15 protein-coding genes are annotated in these 16,944 nt (G+C 71.6%); 7 read left to right on the top strand and 8 right to left on the bottom strand.

Annotated features, from left to right (window positions below; all coding sequences use genetic code 11):
* Nucleotides 1-5: 5 nt before the first annotated feature.
* The 5 genes from CI089_RS09065 (at nucleotide 6) to CI089_RS09045 (ending at nucleotide 5,455) form a co-directional block, all read left to right on the top strand.
* Entirely contained in the window at nucleotides 6-986 is a 981-nt protein-coding gene (locus CI089_RS09065; protein WP_023954402.1) for a branched-chain amino acid ABC transporter permease, read from the top strand.
* Nucleotides 976-2,013 (top strand): ABC transporter ATP-binding protein, encoded by a 1,038-nt coding sequence (locus CI089_RS09060; RefSeq protein WP_094261155.1) that lies wholly within the window; start codon nucleotides 976-978, stop codon nucleotides 2,011-2,013. The genes CI089_RS09065 and CI089_RS09060 overlap by 11 nt, the downstream gene beginning before the upstream one ends.
* Nucleotides 2,010-2,732, top strand: a complete 723-nt coding sequence (locus tag CI089_RS09055) for an ABC transporter ATP-binding protein (RefSeq protein ID WP_023954398.1) — start codon at nucleotides 2,010-2,012, stop codon at nucleotides 2,730-2,732. The genes CI089_RS09060 and CI089_RS09055 overlap by 4 nt, the downstream gene beginning before the upstream one ends.
* A 177-nt stretch (nucleotides 2,733-2,909) precedes the next feature.
* Nucleotides 2,910-3,740: a hypothetical protein gene (locus tag CI089_RS09050; RefSeq protein ID WP_094261154.1), complete on the top strand. Its 831-nt coding sequence runs from the start codon at nucleotides 2,910-2,912 to the stop codon at nucleotides 3,738-3,740.
* A gap of 104 nt (nucleotides 3,741-3,844) precedes the next feature.
* Nucleotides 3,845-5,455, top strand: coding sequence for a DHA2 family efflux MFS transporter permease subunit (locus tag CI089_RS09045; RefSeq protein ID WP_094261153.1), 1,611 nt, complete (start codon nucleotides 3,845-3,847; stop codon nucleotides 5,453-5,455).
* On the opposite strand, the gene CI089_RS09040 is transcribed toward CI089_RS09045, so the two are convergent.
* From CI089_RS09040 to CI089_RS09025, 4 genes are all read right to left on the bottom strand, one after another.
* Nucleotides 5,439-6,284 (bottom strand): transglutaminase family protein, encoded by an 846-nt coding sequence (locus CI089_RS09040; protein ID WP_094261152.1) that lies wholly within the window; start codon nucleotides 6,282-6,284, stop codon nucleotides 5,439-5,441. The genes CI089_RS09045 and CI089_RS09040 overlap by 17 nt on opposite strands.
* Nucleotides 6,281-7,213, bottom strand: coding sequence for an alpha-E domain-containing protein (locus tag CI089_RS09035; RefSeq protein WP_023952605.1), 933 nt, complete (start codon nucleotides 7,211-7,213; stop codon nucleotides 6,281-6,283). Before CI089_RS09035 ends, CI089_RS09040 begins: the two co-directional genes overlap by 4 nt.
* Nucleotides 7,207-8,883, bottom strand: a complete 1,677-nt coding sequence (locus CI089_RS09030; RefSeq protein ID WP_094261151.1) for a circularly permuted type 2 ATP-grasp protein — start codon at nucleotides 8,881-8,883, stop codon at nucleotides 7,207-7,209. The genes CI089_RS09035 and CI089_RS09030 overlap by 7 nt, the downstream gene beginning before the upstream one ends.
* Before the next feature lie 187 nt (nucleotides 8,884-9,070).
* Nucleotides 9,071-10,195: an aminotransferase class III-fold pyridoxal phosphate-dependent enzyme gene (locus tag CI089_RS09025; RefSeq protein WP_094261150.1), complete on the bottom strand. Its 1,125-nt coding sequence runs from the start codon at nucleotides 10,193-10,195 to the stop codon at nucleotides 9,071-9,073.
* Nucleotides 10,196-10,380: 185 nt separating this feature from the next.
* On the opposite strand from CI089_RS09025, the gene CI089_RS09020 reads away from it, so the two are divergent.
* Nucleotides 10,381-11,271 (top strand): aldo/keto reductase, encoded by an 891-nt coding sequence (locus CI089_RS09020; protein WP_094261149.1) that lies wholly within the window; start codon nucleotides 10,381-10,383, stop codon nucleotides 11,269-11,271.
* A gap of 72 nt (nucleotides 11,272-11,343) precedes the next feature.
* Here the strand turns inward: CI089_RS09020 and CI089_RS09015 are convergent, their stop codons facing one another.
* A complete protein-coding gene (locus tag CI089_RS09015) occupies nucleotides 11,344-11,664 on the bottom strand; it encodes a hypothetical protein (RefSeq protein WP_094261148.1) in 321 nt (106 codons plus the stop codon).
* A 49-nt stretch (nucleotides 11,665-11,713) separates the two neighbouring features.
* Here CI089_RS09015 and CI089_RS09010 point away from each other — a divergent pair, with 49 nt between their 5' ends.
* Nucleotides 11,714-12,340, top strand: a complete 627-nt coding sequence (locus CI089_RS09010; RefSeq protein WP_094261147.1) for a TetR/AcrR family transcriptional regulator — start codon at nucleotides 11,714-11,716, stop codon at nucleotides 12,338-12,340.
* Here CI089_RS09010 and CI089_RS09005 read toward each other — a convergent pair.
* From CI089_RS09005 to CI089_RS08995, 3 genes are read right to left on the bottom strand one after another with little or no spacing between them, the layout of a single operon-like run.
* Entirely contained in the window at nucleotides 12,310-12,591 is a 282-nt protein-coding gene (locus tag CI089_RS09005) for a hypothetical protein (RefSeq protein ID WP_094261146.1), read from the bottom strand. The genes CI089_RS09010 and CI089_RS09005 overlap by 31 nt on opposite strands.
* Before the next feature lie 36 nt (nucleotides 12,592-12,627).
* Nucleotides 12,628-16,323: a bifunctional proline dehydrogenase/L-glutamate gamma-semialdehyde dehydrogenase gene (locus CI089_RS09000; protein WP_094261145.1), complete on the bottom strand. Its 3,696-nt coding sequence runs from the start codon at nucleotides 16,321-16,323 to the stop codon at nucleotides 12,628-12,630.
* Between the two features lie 54 nt (nucleotides 16,324-16,377).
* The gene (locus CI089_RS08995) at nucleotides 16,378-16,938 is read right to left on the bottom strand and encodes an acyl-CoA thioesterase (RefSeq protein WP_094261144.1); all 561 of its coding nucleotides are present in this window, start codon (nucleotides 16,936-16,938) and stop codon (nucleotides 16,378-16,380) included.
* Between the last annotated feature and the right edge of the window lie 6 nt (nucleotides 16,939-16,944).

The following is a 16,944-nucleotide window of genomic DNA, read 5'->3' as shown; positions in this document are numbered from 1 at the left end:
GCATCGTGAACTTCCTTCAGATCCTCAGCAACACCGCGGCGCAGATCCTCGCCCCGGCGACCCTCGGGTACATCCTCGCCGCCATCGGCCTGTCGGTTCACTTCGGCTTCGCAGGCCTGCTCAACATGGGCGTCGCGGGCTTCATGGCGATCGGCGCCTACGGGTTCGCGATCTCGATCCTCACCTTCGGGCTCGCCTGGCCGGTGGCGGCACTCATCGGCCTCATCGCCGCCGTGGTCTTCGCGCTCGTCATGGGCATCCCGACCCTCCGGCTGCGCGGCGACTACCTCGCCATCGTCACGATCGCGGCCGCCGAGGTGCTGCGCCTGCTCTTCCTCACGTCGGCGTTCCGCAACCAGACGGGATCGGCCGACGGTCTCTCAGGCTTCCAGGCCGGGTTCCGCGCCAGCAACCCGCTTCCTCCGGGACGCTGGGGCTTCGGGCCGTGGACGTACCAGTCCGACCAGTGGTGGGTCATCATCGTCGGTCTGATCACGATCGCGATCGTCGTCACCCTCGTCTGGCTGCTCATGAGCAGCCCCTGGGGGCGCGTCATCCGCGGCATCCGCGAGGACGAGGACGCCGTGCGCTCGCTCGGCAAGAACGTCTTCGCCTTCAAGATGCAGGCGCTCATCGTCGGCGGTGTCATCATCGCGGCCGGCGGCATCGTCACCGCCATGGGCACCAACGTCAACCCGAACGTCTACGTCACCTCGCAGACGTTCTACGTCTGGACCGCCCTGCTGCTCGGCGGCGCGGCCACCATCTTCGGCCCGGTGCTCGGCGCCGTGCTGTTCTGGGTGGTGCGCGCGTTCCTGTCGAACCTGCTGCCGGCCCTCGTCAACATCGGCTGGCTGCCGTTCCTGACCACCGAGCAGAGCCAGATGCTCGTGTTCGTGCTGGTCGGCGTCGCGCTCATGCTGCTGGTGATCTTCCGCCCGCAGGGCATCCTCGGAAGCAAGAAGGAGCTGACCTTTGTCCGCTGATGTCGTACCCCCGACGCCGCGCCCCAAGGCGACCGGCCTGCACAAAGACGACGGCAGCGGCGAGGTCCGCCCCGGCGTCGCGAAGAACGACCCGATCATCGTCGCCGACGGCGTCAAGCGCGTCTTCGGCGGCCTGACCGCCGTCGACGTCGAGCACCTCGAGATCCCGCGCGGCGCGATCACCGCCCTCATCGGCCCGAACGGCGCCGGCAAGACGACGCTGTTCAACCTGCTGACCGGCTTCGACAAGCCCAACGCGGGATCGTGGTCGTTCGACGGGACCAACCTCGCCGGCATCCCCGCCTTCAAGGCGGCCCGGATGGGCCAGGTGCGCACGTTCCAGCTGACGAAGTCGCTCGGCCTGCTCACGGTGCTCGAGAACATGAAGCTCGGCGCCCCGAAGCAGAAGGGCGAGGGGATCTTCGCCGGCATCCTGCCCTTCCTGTGGCGGGGGCAGGAGGCCGAGATCGAGGAGAAGGCGCGCGGTCTGCTCGCCCGCTTCAAGCTCGACGCCAAGGAGAAGGACTTCGCCGCGTCGCTCTCGGGCGGTCAGCGCAAGCTCCTCGAGATGGCGCGCGCGCTCATGAGCGATCCCGTGCTCGTCATGCTGGATGAGCCGATGGCCGGAGTGAACCCCGCCCTGACGCAGTCGCTGCTCGACCACATCCTCGATCTGAAGGACCTCGGCATGACCGTCGTCTTCGTCGAGCACGACATGCACATGGTGCGTCACATCGCCGACTGGGTCGTCGTGATGGCCGAAGGACGCGTCGTCGCCGAGGGCCCGCCCGACACCGTGATGCAGAACCCCGCGGTGATCGACGCCTACCTCGGCGCACACCAGGACGTCGACCTCGGCGTCGTGACGGGCCGCCACGCCGGCGAGCTGCCGCCCGAGGCGGAGGAGCTCATCGAGACGGTGCACGAGCTCGACCAGGCGATCGACGAGGCGCCGACGACGGATGCCGCAGGGACGGCGGATGCCGTAGGCGCCGCGGATGCCGAGAAGGATGGGGACCGCAAGTGACCGAGAACGTCGTCGAGCTGACCGACGTCCACGCCGGCTATCTGCCCGGCGTGAACATCCTCAATGGCGCGAACCTCACCGCAGCTCCCGGTGAACTCGTCGGGATCATCGGCCCCAACGGCGCCGGCAAGTCCACGATGCTCAAGGCCATCTTCGGTCAGGTGAAGGTGCGCTCCGGTTCGGTCAAGCTGAACGGCGAGGAGATCACGGGGCTGCGCGCCAACAAGCTCGTGTCGAAGGGCGTCGGCTTCGTGCCGCAGACGAACAACGTCTTCCCGAGCCTCACGATCGCGGAGAACCTGCAGATGGGGGCGTATCAGCGACCGAAGGTCGTCGCCGAGCGCACCGACTTCGTGACATCCATCTTCCCCGACCTCGCCAAGCGGCTGCAGCAGCGGGCCGGATCGCTCTCCGGCGGCGAGCGCCAGATGGTCGCGATGGGGCGCGCGCTGATGATGGACCCCTACGTGCTGCTGCTCGACGAGCCCTCGGCAGGCCTGTCGCCGTCGCGTCAGGACGAGGCGTTCCTGCGGGTGTCGGAGATCAACAAGGCGGGCGTGACGACCATCATGGTCGAGCAGAACGCGCGGCGCTGCCTGCAGATCTGCGACCGCGGGTACGTCCTCGACCAGGGCCGCGACGCCTACACCGGCACCGGCCGGGAGCTGCTCAACGACCCCAAGGTCATCGGCCTCTACCTCGGCACCCTGGGCACCTGAGCCCGGGCTTCGCCTGGTTCGCCTGGCAGTTCTCGCCTCTTCACGCGCGCGGAGGGGGCGTGAGCTGCCAGGCGAACTGCGTTTCGGGGGTTCCTCCCCCGCGGAACGGGCGGGCGGGCGATGCACATGCTCGGGCGCTGAGCCCCGCGGGGCGGACTCGACGAGGAGGATCGGGGGATGCCGCGACGCCCCGACCCTCTCCCCGAAACCCTCGGCGGAGCGTTCTCGTGCGCCGACGCGGCGGCGGCGGGCATCTCGCTCAAGCGGCCGCGCACCGCAGACCTCGAGACGCCTTTCCGCGGCGTGCGCCGGAGGCGCGGAGCAGAGGATGCCGCGCCGGCTGGCCCGCTCGCCGAGGATCAGGCCGCCCGGCAGCGGGTGCTCGAGGATGCCCGGGCGTATGCCTCGATCATGGGCGAACGGGCGTTCTCCTGCGGACGCGCGGCGGCAGTGCTGTGGGGAACGGGCGCCCACTCCCCCGGCGAGCTCGAGGTCGGGGAGCGGGGGCGGCGCCTGCCGGAGGAGCGGCTGAGCACGCTCGAGGAGCTGACCGATGCGGTCGCCGCGGGCCGACGAGTCGGCTCGGCGAAGCTCGTCGAAGCGCTGGGACTCATCCGCGAAGGCGCGATGTCGCCGCTCGAGACCGACTTCCGGCTCGCCGTCGTCGCGGCCGGGCTGCCCGAACCCCTGCTCGACCAGGAAATTCGCGATGCCGCGGGGGCACCACGGCCGGATCGCGTGTCAAGGGGTGCCGCGCGCGGCGACCGCGAGCGTAACGTCGCGCCCATGAGCAGCCACGACACCCCGGCCGGCGGCGCCGGCGACAGCGCGATCCCGTCCGAAGAGCCCACCGGCGACCGTCACCTCGACGATCCCAGCGCCGAGCAGTCGATCACCGATGACGCGCCCCGCGGCGGCGATGAGACCACCGAGGACGAACTCACGGCCGACAACGCCGCCGAGGAGGACATGCTGAAGACGCTCGACCCGGGCGACCCGCCCGCCTGATCCACGGGCTCGATCGAGACGGCCGGTTCCCCGCGGGACCGGCCGTTTTCGCGTTGCGCGAACCACACCTTGTGCCCGCAATTTTGCTAGCTATTCTAGCAATCATGGAAACTTCGGCACGCCGCCGGTGGGCGGGACTCGTCTTCATCAGCATCGCCGTCGCGCTCATCATCGTGGACTCGACGATCGTCAACGTCGCCGTCCCCTCGATCGTCGACGACCTCGGCATCACCTCGACGCAGGTGCAGTGGGTGCAGGAGGCGTACACCCTCGTGTTCGCCTCGCTCCTGCTCGTCTTCGGCAGCATCGCCGACCGCGTCGGCCGCCGCCGGATGCTGCTGACCGGCGTCGTCGTCTTCGCGCTCGCCTCCGTGGGCGCGGTGCTCGCGTCGAGCGGCGACCTGCTGATCCTCGCCCGTTTCGTCCAGGGAGTCGGCGGCGCGATGATCCTGCCGACCACGCTGTCGCTGCTGAACGCGACCTTCCGCGGCCGCGAGCGCGGCATCGCCTTCGCCGTCTGGGGTTCGACGATCGGCGGTATGGCCGCCGTCGGCCCGCTGCTCGGCGGCTGGCTGACGACGACGTTCTCGTGGCACTGGGCCTTCGGCATCAACATCCCGCTCGGCGTCCTGATCATCGTGGGCGTCCTGCTGACGGTCGACGAGTCGCGCGGCGGAGCCGTCGGGATCGACGTCATCGGAGCCGTCCTGTCGGTCATCGCCATGGGCACCCTCGTCTTCGGCCTCATCGAGGGACGCACCTACGGCTGGTGGACCGTCGACCAGCGCCCCGAGCTCTTCGGCGCATCGTGGCCCGGCGACCTCTCGCCCGTCCCGATCGCGTTCGGCCTCTCGGCCCTCGCGATCGCGGCCTTCATCGTCTGGGGCGTGCGCCGTCGCCGCGCCGGCGAGCCCACACTGCTGGCCTTCGGGCTCTTCGGCATCCCGTCGTTCCGCAACGGCAACCTCGCCGCCCTCGTCGTCGCGCTCGGCGAGTTCGGCATCATCCTGGCCCTCCCCCTGTGGCTGCAGTTCGCGCTCGGGTTCGAGGCGGTCCAGACGGGCCTCGTGCTGCTCGCCCTCGCCGCAGGCTCGTTCGTCGCGAGCGGGCTCGCCGGCGCCCTGTCGGGCAAGGTCGCGCCGGTGTGGGTGGTGCGCGCGGGCCTCGCGGCCGAGATCGTCGGCGTCGCCGGCGTCGCCCTCGTCATCGGGCCGGACGCCACCTGGGGTCCGCTCATCCCGGCGCTGTTCGTCTACGGCATCGGCGTCGGCCTCGCCACCGCGCAGCTGACCGGGGTCGTCCTCGCCGACGTCCCCGTCGCCGAGGGAGGGCAGGCCTCCGGCACGCAGTCGACCGCCCGTCAGCTCGGCGCCGCGCTCGGCATCGCGATCCTCGGAACCATCCTGTTCTCGACGACCTCCGGCGCCCTCAGCGCCAAGCTCGACGATCGCGGCATCCCCGGCGAGCAGCGCGATCAGGTCGTCAGCGCCGTCGTCGAGAGCGCGGGCGGTGCGATCGCGGGCCTCGAGGCCTCACCGCAGACCGCCGACATCGCGACCGACGCGAAAGCCGCCCTCTCCGACGGCACGCGCGCCGCGAGCTTCGCCGCGGCCGGCTTCCTCGTGCTGGGCCTCGCCGCGACGGCATCCCTCGGCCGGGGCACCCGCCGCGAGGCGGACGAAGCGGATGCCGCGGCGGTCACGCCTCGCGCGTGATCGTCACCGTGACGTGCAGCGCGCTCTTGTAGGGCCCAGCGAACACCCCGCGCAGCGGCGGGACGTCGTTGTAGTCGCGGCCGCGCCCGACCAGCACGTGCCGGTCGCTGATCTCGACGTTGTTCGTCGGATCGAAGCCCTGCCAATCGCCGGCGAACCACTCGATCCAGGCGTGCGACTCGCCCGTCACCGGCACGCCGACCTGCGCGTCGGGGTCGGGATGCAGGTATCCCGAGACGTAGCGGGCGGGGATGCCGACGCTGCGCAGCGCCCCGAGGGTGATGTGCGCGATGTCCTGGCACACGCCCTTGCGCTCGGGCCACGACTCCGCCGCCGTCGAGTGCACTCCCGTGACGCCGGTCATGTACTCCACGGCATCCCCGATCGCGATCGCGATCGCGTGCGCCGCCGGCCCCGGCTCGTCGTGAGAGGCCGCGATCTCGCGGGCGAGCTGCACGACCTCCGGATGCGGCGCGGTGCGGGCGGTCTGCCCCAGCTGCTCGACCGTGTGGATCGAGCGCTCGGTCTCGGCGGCCAGCTCCTCCCACGAGATCTGGCGGTGCTCGATGGGGCGCGGCCGCACCTCGACGAGCGAGCGGGCTGTGATCGCCAGCGCGCGGTGGGCGGCCAGCACGTCGAACGCCGCGACCCGGGTGCCGAAGTAGTCGACGTAGTGGTTGACCGCCGTCGTCGGGTCGATGTCGAGCTGTGAGCTCAGCACGAACTGGCTGTCAGTCGAGCTCGGCAGCATCCGCGCCTCGTTGTACGACGCGGCGACGTCGCCGGGATAGGTGAACCCGGTCGTGTGCTCGATGCGCAGACGCTTCACGAGGTCTCTCCGATCCAGTTCGGTTCCGCCGCGGTGGGGAAGAAGCGGCTGCGGATCGCCTCGGAGGCCTCGCGGGTCACCTTCTGCACGTTGTCCATGTGCTCGGGCAGCTCCGACAGGATCTCGCCCAGCGGCCGGTACTCGAGGTCGTTGCGGATGCGGCCGAGCGCACGGAGCACCGCATTGGAGTGGCCCACGCGGTCGGCGACCGGATCGATCGCACTCATGCATTCCTCGGCGCGCTGGATCGAGTGGATGATCGAGCGCGGGAAGAGCCGATCGAGCAGCAGGAACTCCGCGGCGTTGCGCGCGCTCGGCATGCCGCGGTACGTGCGCAGGTACGCCTCGTACGCGCCGCAGGAGCGGAGGATCGTCGTCCACGACGGGCCGGACTCCTCGGTCAGCGACCGGGTCGCGAGCAGCCGCGCCGTCATGTCGGTGCGCTCGATCGAGCGGCCGAGCGTGAAGAACTGCCAGGCCTCGTCGCGGCTCGTCGACGAGTCGGTGACGCCGACGGCGAGCGCCGCGCGCTCGCGCACCCAGTGGAAGAACTCGTGCACCTTCTCGGCGTTGAGCCGCCGCGGCATCCGGGAGTACGTCGTGTTCAGGGTCTCCCACAGCTCGGTCGAGACGATCTCGCGCGCGCGGCGGGCGTTCTCGCGGGCCGACTGCAGCGAGTAGGCGATGCTGGACGGGTTGGTGCGGTCGACCGCGAGCCGGGTCAGCACGTCCTGACGGGTGACGGTGTCGAGCCCCTCGGGAGGGAAGGAGCCCATGACCGACAGGAGCGACCGGCAGGCGGTGTCCTCGTCGATCCACGGGTCCTCGAGCAGCAGCTGCAGGTGCACATCGAGGATGCGGGCGGTGCCGTCGCTCCGCTCGATGTACCGTCCGATCCAGAAGAGACTCTCGGCGATGCGGCTCAGCACGTCGCACCGCCGGTCTGCTGCTGCTCCTGCTGCTGCTGCTCCTGCTGCTCGCTCAGACCGCCGGGGTGGTCCTGCGGCGAATGGGCCGGCTCGTCCTGCTCGTCGTAGATGATCGGGATCGCCTGCGTCGACGCCTGGTCGGCCACGAGCCCGGCGAGGTTGCCCTGGCTGTACTCGGCCGTCCGGGGCGCATCGCCGCCGACCACCCATGTGTCCTTCGATCCGCCGCCCTGGCTGGAGTTGACGACGAGCTGGCCCTCGGGCAGCGCGACGCGCGTGAGGCCGCCCGGCAGCACCCACACCTCCTCGCCGTTGTTGACCGCGAACGGGCGGAGGTCGGCGTGGCGCGGACGCATGCCGTCCTCGACGAGCGTCGGGATCGTCGAGAGCATGACGACGGGCTGGGCGATCCAGCCGCGCGGGTCGGCGAGCAGCTTCTTGCGGAGCTTCTCGAGCTCGGCGGGCGAGGCATCCGGACCCACGACGAGTCCCTTTCCGCCCGAGCCGTCGACCGGCTTCACGACGAGCTCGTCGAGCCGGTCGAGCACCTCTTCGAGCGCGCCCGGGTCCTCGAGCCGCCAGGTGTCGACGTTCTTGAGGATGGGCTCCTCCGCGAGGTAGTACCGGATCAGGTCGGGGACATAGGTGTACAGCAGCTTGTCGTCGGCGACGCCGTTGCCCACGGCGTTGGCGATCGTGACGTTGCCCAGGCGAGCGGCGAGCATGAGCCCCGGGGCGCCGAGCATCGAGTCAGCGCGGAACTGCAGCGGATCGAGGAAGTCGTCGTCGACGCGGCGGTAGATGACGTCGACGCGCTGCGGGCCGCGCGTCGTGCGCATGAACACCTTGCCGCCCGAGCAGACCAGGTCGCGGCCCTCGACGAGCTCGACGCCCATGAGTCGCGCGAGCAGCGTGTGCTCGAAGTAGGCGGAGTTGTAGACGCCCGGCGTGAGGACGACGACGTTGGGGTCGTCGACTCCGGGAGGGGCCGAGGCGCGCAGCGCCTGCAGCAGCTTGTTGGGGTAGTCGCCCACGGGGCGCACGCGCATCGAGACGAACAGCTCGGGCAGGGTCTGGGCCATCACCCGGCGGTTCGAGATGACGTAGCTGACCCCCGAGGGCACGCGGACGTTGTCTTCGAGCACGCGCATCTCGCCGTGCTCGTCGCGGATGAGGTCGATGCCGGAGACCTGGATGCGCACGCCGTTCGCGGACCGGATGCCGGCCGCCTGCCGGTAGTAGTACTGCGACGAGGCGATGAGCTTCGCCGGCAGCACGCCGTCGCGGACGCAGAACTGGTGGCCGTACGCGTCGTCGAGGAACGCCTCGAGGGCACGCACGCGCTGCTTCACGCCCGACTCGACGTGCGACCACTCGTCGTAGTCGATGACGCGGGGAACGGCATCCAGCGGGAAGGGGCGCTCCTCCCCCGCGAAGTCGAAGGTGACGCCCTGTGCGAGGTACGAGCTCGCGAGCGACTCAGTGCGTCCGCGGAGCTCTTCCTGGGTCATCTGCGCGAGCGCCTGGTAGAGCTCGCGGTACGCCGCGCGCGAGCTGCCGGGAGCGGGCAGAGTGCCCGAGACCTCGAACATCTCGTCGTAGGGCGGCACCCCCGATACGGTCTTGCGCGGCGTCAGCGTCGAGCCGTATCCGTCGAAGAGGTCACCCATGGGTGCGAGCCTAATCCGGGCTGTGTTGCGTCAGTGTTTCCCGGCTCGTTTCGCCCGCCGGGTTGACATCCGGCGCGGAGGTTCGGCGATGCATCCGTCGGACCGGTGGGGCTGATGTCGTCCCGCTGTCGGCGGGCGTAGACACCAGCCCCACCGGTCCTGCAGATGTATCGCGGCCCGGGGGGGGTCAGGCCGCGAGCACGACGCGCAGCTGCTCGATCGCCCAGTCGAGCTCGGTCGCCCGGATGACCAGCGGCGGGGCCAGCACGATCGTCGCGTCACCGGCGACATCGACGAGGACACCGCGCGCGACGAGGCGCCGCGCGACCTCAGCGGCGGTGACGACCGTCGGGTCGAGGTCGACGCCCGCCCACACCCCTGCGGAGCGCACGGCGACGGCCCCCGCCCCTGCGAGCGTCTCGATCCGCCCGGCGAGGTGTTCGGCGAGCGCACGGGCCCGGGTCTGCAGCTCGCCCGCCTCGAGCATCTCGACCACGCGGTGCGCGAGGGCGCTCGCGAGCGGAGACGGGGATGCCGCACCGCGGGCCGCGTCGAGCAGCGCACGGCTCCCGACGACGGCGGCGACGGGCACGATGCCTCCGCCGAGGGCCGGGCCGAGCACGCGGAGATCGGGCGCCTCCCCGTCCCCGGCGAGCGCGACGGTGTCGCCGAGCCGGCCCAGGCCACTGCGGGTCTCGTCGAGGATCAGGGCGACCCCGCGGTCGGCGCACGCCTGCCGCACGGCTTCGAGGTACCCCGCGGGTGCGGCGATGACTCCCGCTGCGACCTGCACGGGCTCGAGGACGACGGCGGCGACCGTGTCGTCGAGCGCCGCGGCGAGCGCGTCGATGTCGCCGAACGGCACCGTGACAGCACCCGACGCCGCGAGCTCGGGGTGCGAGCCCGCCGCGACCACGACGGTCGTCCGGGGCGCTGCGCCGAGCGCCGCCTCGACGGCGGCGCGAAGAGCGTCGGGCCCGGTGGCGGCCGGCAGCACCGCCTCGGCGCCGAGCAGCGCGGCGAGCGCGTCGGCGAAGCCGTCGGCGCGGTCGTCCGCGACGACGGCGCTCAGGGCGGTCAACCGTCCGAGCTGCTCCGTCGCGACGGCGAGCAGGGCGGGGTGGCGGTGCCCGAAGGTGAGCGCGGGATCGGCGGTCAGGTCGAGGTAGCGACGCCCCTCGACGTCTGTCACCCACGCTCCCTCGCCTGTCGCGGCCATGACCGGCAGCAGCGGCGCGGGTCCCGCGAGGGCGCGCTTCGAGCTGCCGCTCTCGCTCACGTCGGGCGCGGTGTGGTGGTCGGCGATCGTCATTCGGGCTCCTGGCTTCGGCGGTCGCGCACGCGGCGGCGGGTCGCCGGGCGGCCGGCATCCATTCTCCCCCGGGCCCTTCGGGCTCCGCTGAGAGACATCGCGGTCCGATGCGCAAGGTCCTGCCCGTTCGCCGTCACGCCTGACAGGCTGGATCCACACCACCCGCGAATCGTCGAAGGAGACCCATGCAGCAGCGCACCCTCGGACCGTTCACCGTCTCGGCCATCGGCCTGGGCGGGATGCCCGTCTCGATGAACAACGACAAGCAGATCCCCGACCGCGAGGATGCCGTCGCCACGGTCCACGCCGCGCTCGACGCGGGCATCACCCTGCTCGACACCGCCGACATCTATGCCCCGAGCTGGGACACGATGGGGCACAACGAGGAGATCATGGCCGAGGCCCTCGCCACGTGGGGCGGCGACCGCTCGCAGATCGTGGTGGCCACGAAGGGTGGCATCACGCGCAGCGAGGGCGAGAAGTGGGGCCGGGACGGCTCGCTCGACTACCTCCGGAAGGCGGTCGAGGCCTCGCTCCGAGCACTCCGGGTCGACGTGATCGACCTCTACCAGTACCACCGGCCCGACCGCTGGATGGTCTACGGCGAGGTCATGGAGAACCTCAAGACGCTGCAGCAGGAGGGCAAGATCCGCGCGGTCGGCATCTCGAACGCGAGCGTCGAAGAGATCGAGATCGCCGAGCAGGTGCTCGGCGAGGGCAACCTCACGAGCGTCCAGAACGAGTTCTCGCCGCGGCATCCCGGAAGCTACGACGAGCTGCGCTACTGCGCCGACCGCGGCATCGCGTTCCTCCCCTGGAGCCCCCTGGGCGGCACGGGCGGTGGCGCACGCTCGATCGGCGATCGTTTCGCCGTGTTCGGCGAGGTCGCCCGCGCCCACGGCGTGAGCCCGCAGCAGGTCGTGCTGGCGTGGGAGCTGGGACTCGGCGACACCGTCATCCCGATTCCGGGAGCGCGTCGTGCCGCGTCGATCGTCGACAGCGCGAAGGCTGTCGACCTCGAGCTCTCCGGCGACGAGCGCGCACGCCTGTCGCACTCGGTCGGCATCGGCGGCTGATCCCCCGCGCACCCATCGCGACGGCCCGCTCCCGGCTCCGACCGGGGCGGGCCGTCGCGCGTGCGGTCCACCTCAGGCGGTGAGGGGATGCTCGCCGACGACGACGTCCGCGTTCATCGGGATGGGCCCGAGGATGCGGGGACGGCCGTCCACCCGCGTCACCTCGATGCCGCTGCGCGCGAGACCCTCGACACTGCAGTCGATCCGCAGCAGCGGCAGCCGCACGTCGGCGTAGACCGTCGCGACGACATCGGCCACGTCCGCGGGGTCGCAGGCCCGGATGTGGCCGCCCGGCTCCCAGGGCATACCCCGTGTCGCGACCTCGTACTCGCCGAACTTCCGGCTCATGCCCCAGTCGTCGGCGATCGCGATGTGACAGACGATCTCGTCCATGGCGCCTCCTTAATGAAACGCCACCGTATCATTCTGCTAGCCTGTCGGCATGCCCTCGCCCGGAGATCGCCGCCGCGGACGGCCGCCCGCCCACGAGCAGGCCGCACGCGACGCCCGCATCATCGCCGTCGCGGCGCGGCTGTTCGTCGCAGTCGGCTTCCACGCCGCCTCGCTCGATGCGATCGCGCAGGAGGCGGGCGTGACCAAGCGCACGATCTACGACCGGATCGGCGACAAGCCGGCACTCCTCCGCGCCGCGGTGACCGATGTGCACGGCTACCTCGACATCCGAGCGCGCGACCTCCGGCACGCCTGCACCCTGGTCGCGACCGCGCTCTTCGCCGACCGGGCAGTCGGCCTGCACCGCGCAGCCGTCGCGGTCGCGCTCGACGACCACGCGATCTCACGCGCGTTCTACGACGCGGGCCCCCTCGCGGCGCAGCGCTATCTTGCCTCTCAGCTGGGCGGCGACGAGCGCCGCGCCGCGCACCTCTTCGGCGCGCTGCTCGGCGAACCGCACCGTCGGCGCCTCCTCGGCCTCGATCCCGAGCCGACGGCAGCGTCGCTCGACGCCCACGTCACCGCGGTACTCGACGCGTTCACCGAGGGGCTTCGCGCAGCGCCCCCAGCTCAGTTCGACGCGGCTCAGCGAGAGGCGGAGGCCGGGGCGGACTGAAGCCGGTCGAGCGCGGCCGCGGCGCGGGCGGCAGCCGAACGCCGCAGGATGCCGTGGACGAGCAGCACCGCCCCCGCGCCGACGCCCACGAGCACCGGCAGCCTGAGCGACGGCGAGAACGCCAACGCGATGACGGCGATCGCGAGCCCCACCGCCCCGAGCCCGATGAACGCGGCGCCGAGGAGCGATTCGCGCTCTACCGACAGGCGGGCGAGGATCATCGTGGGTGCAGCGGCTGCGTCATCCGTCATCCCGCCACGCTACCGAGACGGCTCCGCAGCCGCACGTCAGATGACCGCCTCGGACCAGTCGTCGGGGTTGCCGAAGCGGTGCGCCGTGATCGTGATGGACTGCTCGTGAACGAACGGCAGCAGCTCGATGCGGCCGGCCGTCGTGACCTCGTCGGCGTAGACGGCGACATCCGGATCGCCCTCGGTCGCCCCCGCGATCGCCGTCCGCAGCTCGGCCACCGCGTCGCGCGACCCGACCAGGCGGATGCGGCCGGGGCGCCGATCCGCCGCGGCGATGCGCTGCAGCCACTCGCCGTCCGTCTCGACCGACACCGAGATGTCGACCTCGCCGAGCGCCCGCCGCACCTCGGCAGGCAGGCCCACCGGCGAGCTGAGCGTCACGCCCGACCCGGCCCGCACGCCCGCGACGATCACGCGGAGCACCGCCTGCCAGGTGGCGTCCGACGACGCGCGCACGGCGACGTCTACCGGGCGGTACCGGAACAGGTTCCGCTCGACGCCGAGGCCGGACACGTCGCGCACCTGGCCGAACTCGCGGTCCCACGCGACGGCATCCGAGAGCGCACCCCGCCGCAGCCATTCGAACGACTCGTAGTCGAGCGTGGGCTGAGCCGACTCGATGATCGTCGTGATGCGCGAGTCGAGACCGCGCAGGTGCAGCGTGCTGGACGCCGACCCGCTCGAGGCCCGCCACGAGCCGAGACCGATGAGGTAGTTCGGTCCCCCGGCCTTCGTTCCCGCGCCCACCGACGACCGCTTCCAGCCACCGAAGGGCTGACGCTGGACGATGGCGCCCGTGATGCCGCGGTTGACGTACAGGTTGCCGGCCTCGACCCGGTCGAGCCAGGTGGCGAGGTCGGCGGCGTCCTGCGTGTGCAGGCCTGCGGTCAAGCCGTAGGCGACGGCGTTCTGCAGCTCGATCGCCTCCTCGAGCGTGCGGGCGTGCATGATGCCGAGCACCGGACCGAAGAACTCCTCGAGGTGCGTGCGCGACCCCGGACTCACCCCGACCTTGACGCCCGGAGACCAGAACCGGCCCGCGGTGTCGTCGCCGAGGTCGAGACGACGCGGCTCGACGAGCCAGCGCTCACCGTCCTCGAGCGAGGTGAGCGCCCACTCGAGCTTGCCCTGCGGCGGCTCGATCACGGGTCCGACCTCGCTGCGCGGATCGGTCGGGGGGCCGACCCGCAGCGAACGGGTGGCATCGACGAGCTGACGCGCGAACCGCTTCGACCGGCCGACCGGCCCGACGAGGATCGCGAGCGACGCGGCGGAGCACTTCTGACCGGCATGCCCGAACGCGCTCTTGATCAGATCGGACGCGGCCAGATCGAGGTCTGCCGAGGGCATGACGATGATCGCGTTCTTGCCGCTGGTCTCGGCCAGCAGCGGCAGCTCGGGCCGCCACGACCGGAACAGCGCCGCCGTCTCCCACGAACCGGTGAGGATGACGCGGTCGACCGACGGGTGGGTGATGAGGCGTCGGCCGAGATCGCCCTCGTCGATGTCGACCAGCGCGAGGAGGTCGCGGGGCACACCGGCATCCCACAGCGCCTCGGCGACGACCGCCGCGCAGCGCCGGGCCTGCGGCGCGGGCTTGAAGACGACGCCCGAGCCGGCCGCGAGGGCCGCGAGCACGCCGCCGGCGGGGATGGCGAGCGGGAAGTTCCACGGCGGGGTGACCACCGTCACGGAGGCCGGCTGGAAGACGGCACCGCTCACCCGGTCGAGCTCGCGCGCCGTCGCCGCATAGTAGGCGGCGAAGTCGACCGCCTCGCTGACCTCGACGTCGGCCTCGGCGAGCACCTTGCCGGTCTCGGATGCGGCGACCTCGATGAGCTCGGCCCGGCGCGACTCGAGCGCTCGCGAGGCCGCGAGCAGCACGGCGCTGCGGTCGGCTGCCGCCATCGCGCCCCAGGCGGATGCCGCCGACCCGACCCGCGCCACGATCTCGTCGAGCGTTCCGGCGTCGTCGACCCGCGCCGCCGCGATCGTCTCGTCACCGGCCGTGCTCCCGGCGATCCGTGACAGGATGCCGCGGGCCCACTCCCGGTTGACCGCGAGCGCGGGGTCGGAGTCGGGGGTGTTGGCGAAACCGGGGGCCCCGGATGCCGGTGCGCGGCGCGTCTCGCGGGGCGCGTACACCGCCGTCTCGACGAAACGCTCACCGCCGAACAGGACGTCGTCGCGCTGGCCCAGCGCCGTCGTGTCGTCTGAGCGGCCGGCGGCGTCGGCGATCCCGAGCACCGCCTGCGTGAGACCGTCGTCACCCTCGGCGGGGTCGCGCGTGATGCGCTGCGGCGCGATGGGTCGGAGCGAGAGCGTGCGGTCCTGCGTGCGGTTGGGCGAACTGGGCAGCGCCGGGTCGGCCGCGCGCTCGAGCGAGGCGAGGAACCGGTCGCGCTCGCGCTCGAACAGGCTCGCATCGGTCGCGAGGTCGAACGCGGCGGAGAGGAAGTTCTCGCTCGAGGCGTTCTCCTCCAGCCGGCGGACGAGGTAGCTGATCGCGACGTCGAACTCGTCGGGCCGGACGACCGGCACGTAGAGCAGCACGTGGCCCACGTCGCTCGTGACCGCGGCGACCTGACCCTGAGCCATGCCGAGCAGCATCTCGATCTCGATGTCGTCGCGCACGCCGCGCTCGCCGGCGAGGAGCCAGGCGTAGGCGATGTCGAAGAGGTTGTGGCCGGCGACGCCGAGCCGCACCGCCGCGCTGCGTTCCGGCCGCAGGGCGCGGTCGAGGCAGCGGAGGTACATCGCGTCGGCGTCGAGCTTGCTCGCGTGGGTCGCGAGCGGCCAGCCGTGGATCGTCGCGTCCACGCGCTCCATCGCGAGGTTCGCGCCCTTGACCAGCCGCACCTTGATGCGGCTTCCCCCGGCGGCGACGCGGGCCTGCGCCCACGCCGTCAGCTCGTCGAGCGCGTCGGCGGCATCGGGCAGATAGGCCTGCAGCACGATGCCCGCCTCGAGGCCCCGAAGCCGCTCGTCCTCGAGCAGGCGGGTGAAGACGGCGATCGTGAGGTCGAGGTCGCGGTACTCCTCCATGTCGAGGTTGATGAAGGTGCCGTCCTCGGCAGCGCTCAGATAGAGCGGCAGCAGCCGTTCGACGACATCGGCGACGACCTCGTCGAACGCCCACATCGAGATGCGGCTGACGATCGCCGAGACCTTGACCGACACGTAGTCGACGTCGTCGCGGCGGATCAGCTCGTGGATGCCCGCGAGCCGGCGGCGGGCTTCGTCCTCGCCGAGCACGGCCTCGCCCAGGAGGTTGAGGTTGAGGCGGGCCCCGGACTCGCGGATCCGGGCGATCGCCGGGCCGAGCTTGTGGGGTCGAGCGTCGACGACGAGGTGTCCGACCATCTCGCGCAGCGCCGTGCGGGCGATCGGCACGACCGGGGTCGGCAGCATCGGGGCGACGGCGCCGCCGACGCGCACGGCACCGCGGAGGTACCACGGCAGGAACTCGGGGACGAGCGGGGCGACGTGGTGCAGCCGGGTCGCTGCGGCGGTCACGCTCTCGGGGCGCATCACACCGTCGACGAAGCCGATCGTGAAGGGCAGCCCGTTCGGGTCGCGCAGCACGCCGGCGAGGCGCTGCGCGGCGGCATCCGCGGGGAAATCGGCCGACGTGTGCACCCATTTCCGAGCCAGGTCCACTGCCTGCTGGGCGAGGGGATCGTCGGCGGGGAAGCCCGGCGGGGTGGTGCCGGACGAAGCGGTGTCGGACATGCCGTCAGCCTATGTCGCGAGTGCCGCCGCGAGGCGGCGCCTCGCCCGGGGGGATCACTCCCAGACGCTGGGCGCCTGGGCGCGGGTCGACGGCAGCGCCGTCGCGGCGGCCCACTCGGTCATCCACGGCTCGAGCGGCGGCAGGTCGTCGCGTCGGCCGAGCACGTCGAACAGCTCGTCGAGGGGCACGATGCCGCCCGTGCGACGGAGGAACCGCGACCGCACGACCATCTCGGCGTACACCTCGCCGCGGACGACCGCACGATGCACCATGTACACCGACTTGTCGTCGTGTCCGTGCAGGCGCGTCTCGATCGTGAAGCGCTGCCAGAGGTTCAACGACTTCCGGAAGGTGATCGTGCTGCTCGCGACGACGCCGTACCAGCCCTTCTCCTGGAAGGTGTCCCAGATGCCGTTGCGCACCAGCAGGTCGAACCGGCCGAGGTCGAACAGCGAGGCGTACCGCCCGTTGTTCATGTGCCCGAGCAGATCGATGTCGGTCGGCAGCGTCCGCAGCTTCACCCGGCCGACCGCCATGAGCGGTCGCGGGCCGTTCCTGCGCAGCTGTCGCTTCGCTCGCCAGATCGTCAGCAGGGTCCGGAGCCACACGTTCACGAGGGC

Source organism: Microbacterium sp. Yaish 1, assembly GCF_002245215.1.
Classification (GTDB): Bacteria; Actinomycetota; Actinomycetes; order Actinomycetales; family Microbacteriaceae; genus Microbacterium.
Note: the sequence above shows the minus strand (reverse complement) of the source record. Positions and strands in the feature narration are given on the sequence as shown.

What these genes read in the sequence shown, in the direction of transcription:
- CI089_RS09050 (WP_094261154.1), top strand. Translation starts at nt 2,910, where the DNA reads ATGCCGCGACGCCCCGACCCTCTCCCCGAAACCCTCGGCGGAGCGTTC.
- CI089_RS09045 (WP_094261153.1), top strand. Translation starts at nt 3,845, where the DNA reads ATGGAAACTTCGGCACGCCGCCGGTGGGCGGGACTCGTCTTCATCAGC.
- CI089_RS09030 (WP_094261151.1), bottom strand. Translation starts at nt 8,883, where the DNA reads ATGGGTGACCTCTTCGACGGATACGGCTCGACGCTGACGCCGCGCAAG.
- CI089_RS09025 (WP_094261150.1), bottom strand. Translation starts at nt 10,195, where the DNA reads ATGACGATCGCCGACCACCACACCGCGCCCGACGTGAGCGAGAGCGGC.
- CI089_RS09020 (WP_094261149.1), top strand. Translation starts at nt 10,381, where the DNA reads ATGCAGCAGCGCACCCTCGGACCGTTCACCGTCTCGGCCATCGGCCTG.
- CI089_RS09015 (WP_094261148.1), bottom strand. Translation starts at nt 11,664, where the DNA reads ATGGACGAGATCGTCTGTCACATCGCGATCGCCGACGACTGGGGCATG.
- CI089_RS09010 (WP_094261147.1), top strand. Translation starts at nt 11,714, where the DNA reads ATGCCCTCGCCCGGAGATCGCCGCCGCGGACGGCCGCCCGCCCACGAG.
- CI089_RS09005 (WP_094261146.1), bottom strand. Translation starts at nt 12,591, where the DNA reads ATGACGGATGACGCAGCCGCTGCACCCACGATGATCCTCGCCCGCCTG.
- CI089_RS09000 (WP_094261145.1), bottom strand. Translation starts at nt 16,323, where the DNA reads ATGTCCGACACCGCTTCGTCCGGCACCACCCCGCCGGGCTTCCCCGCC.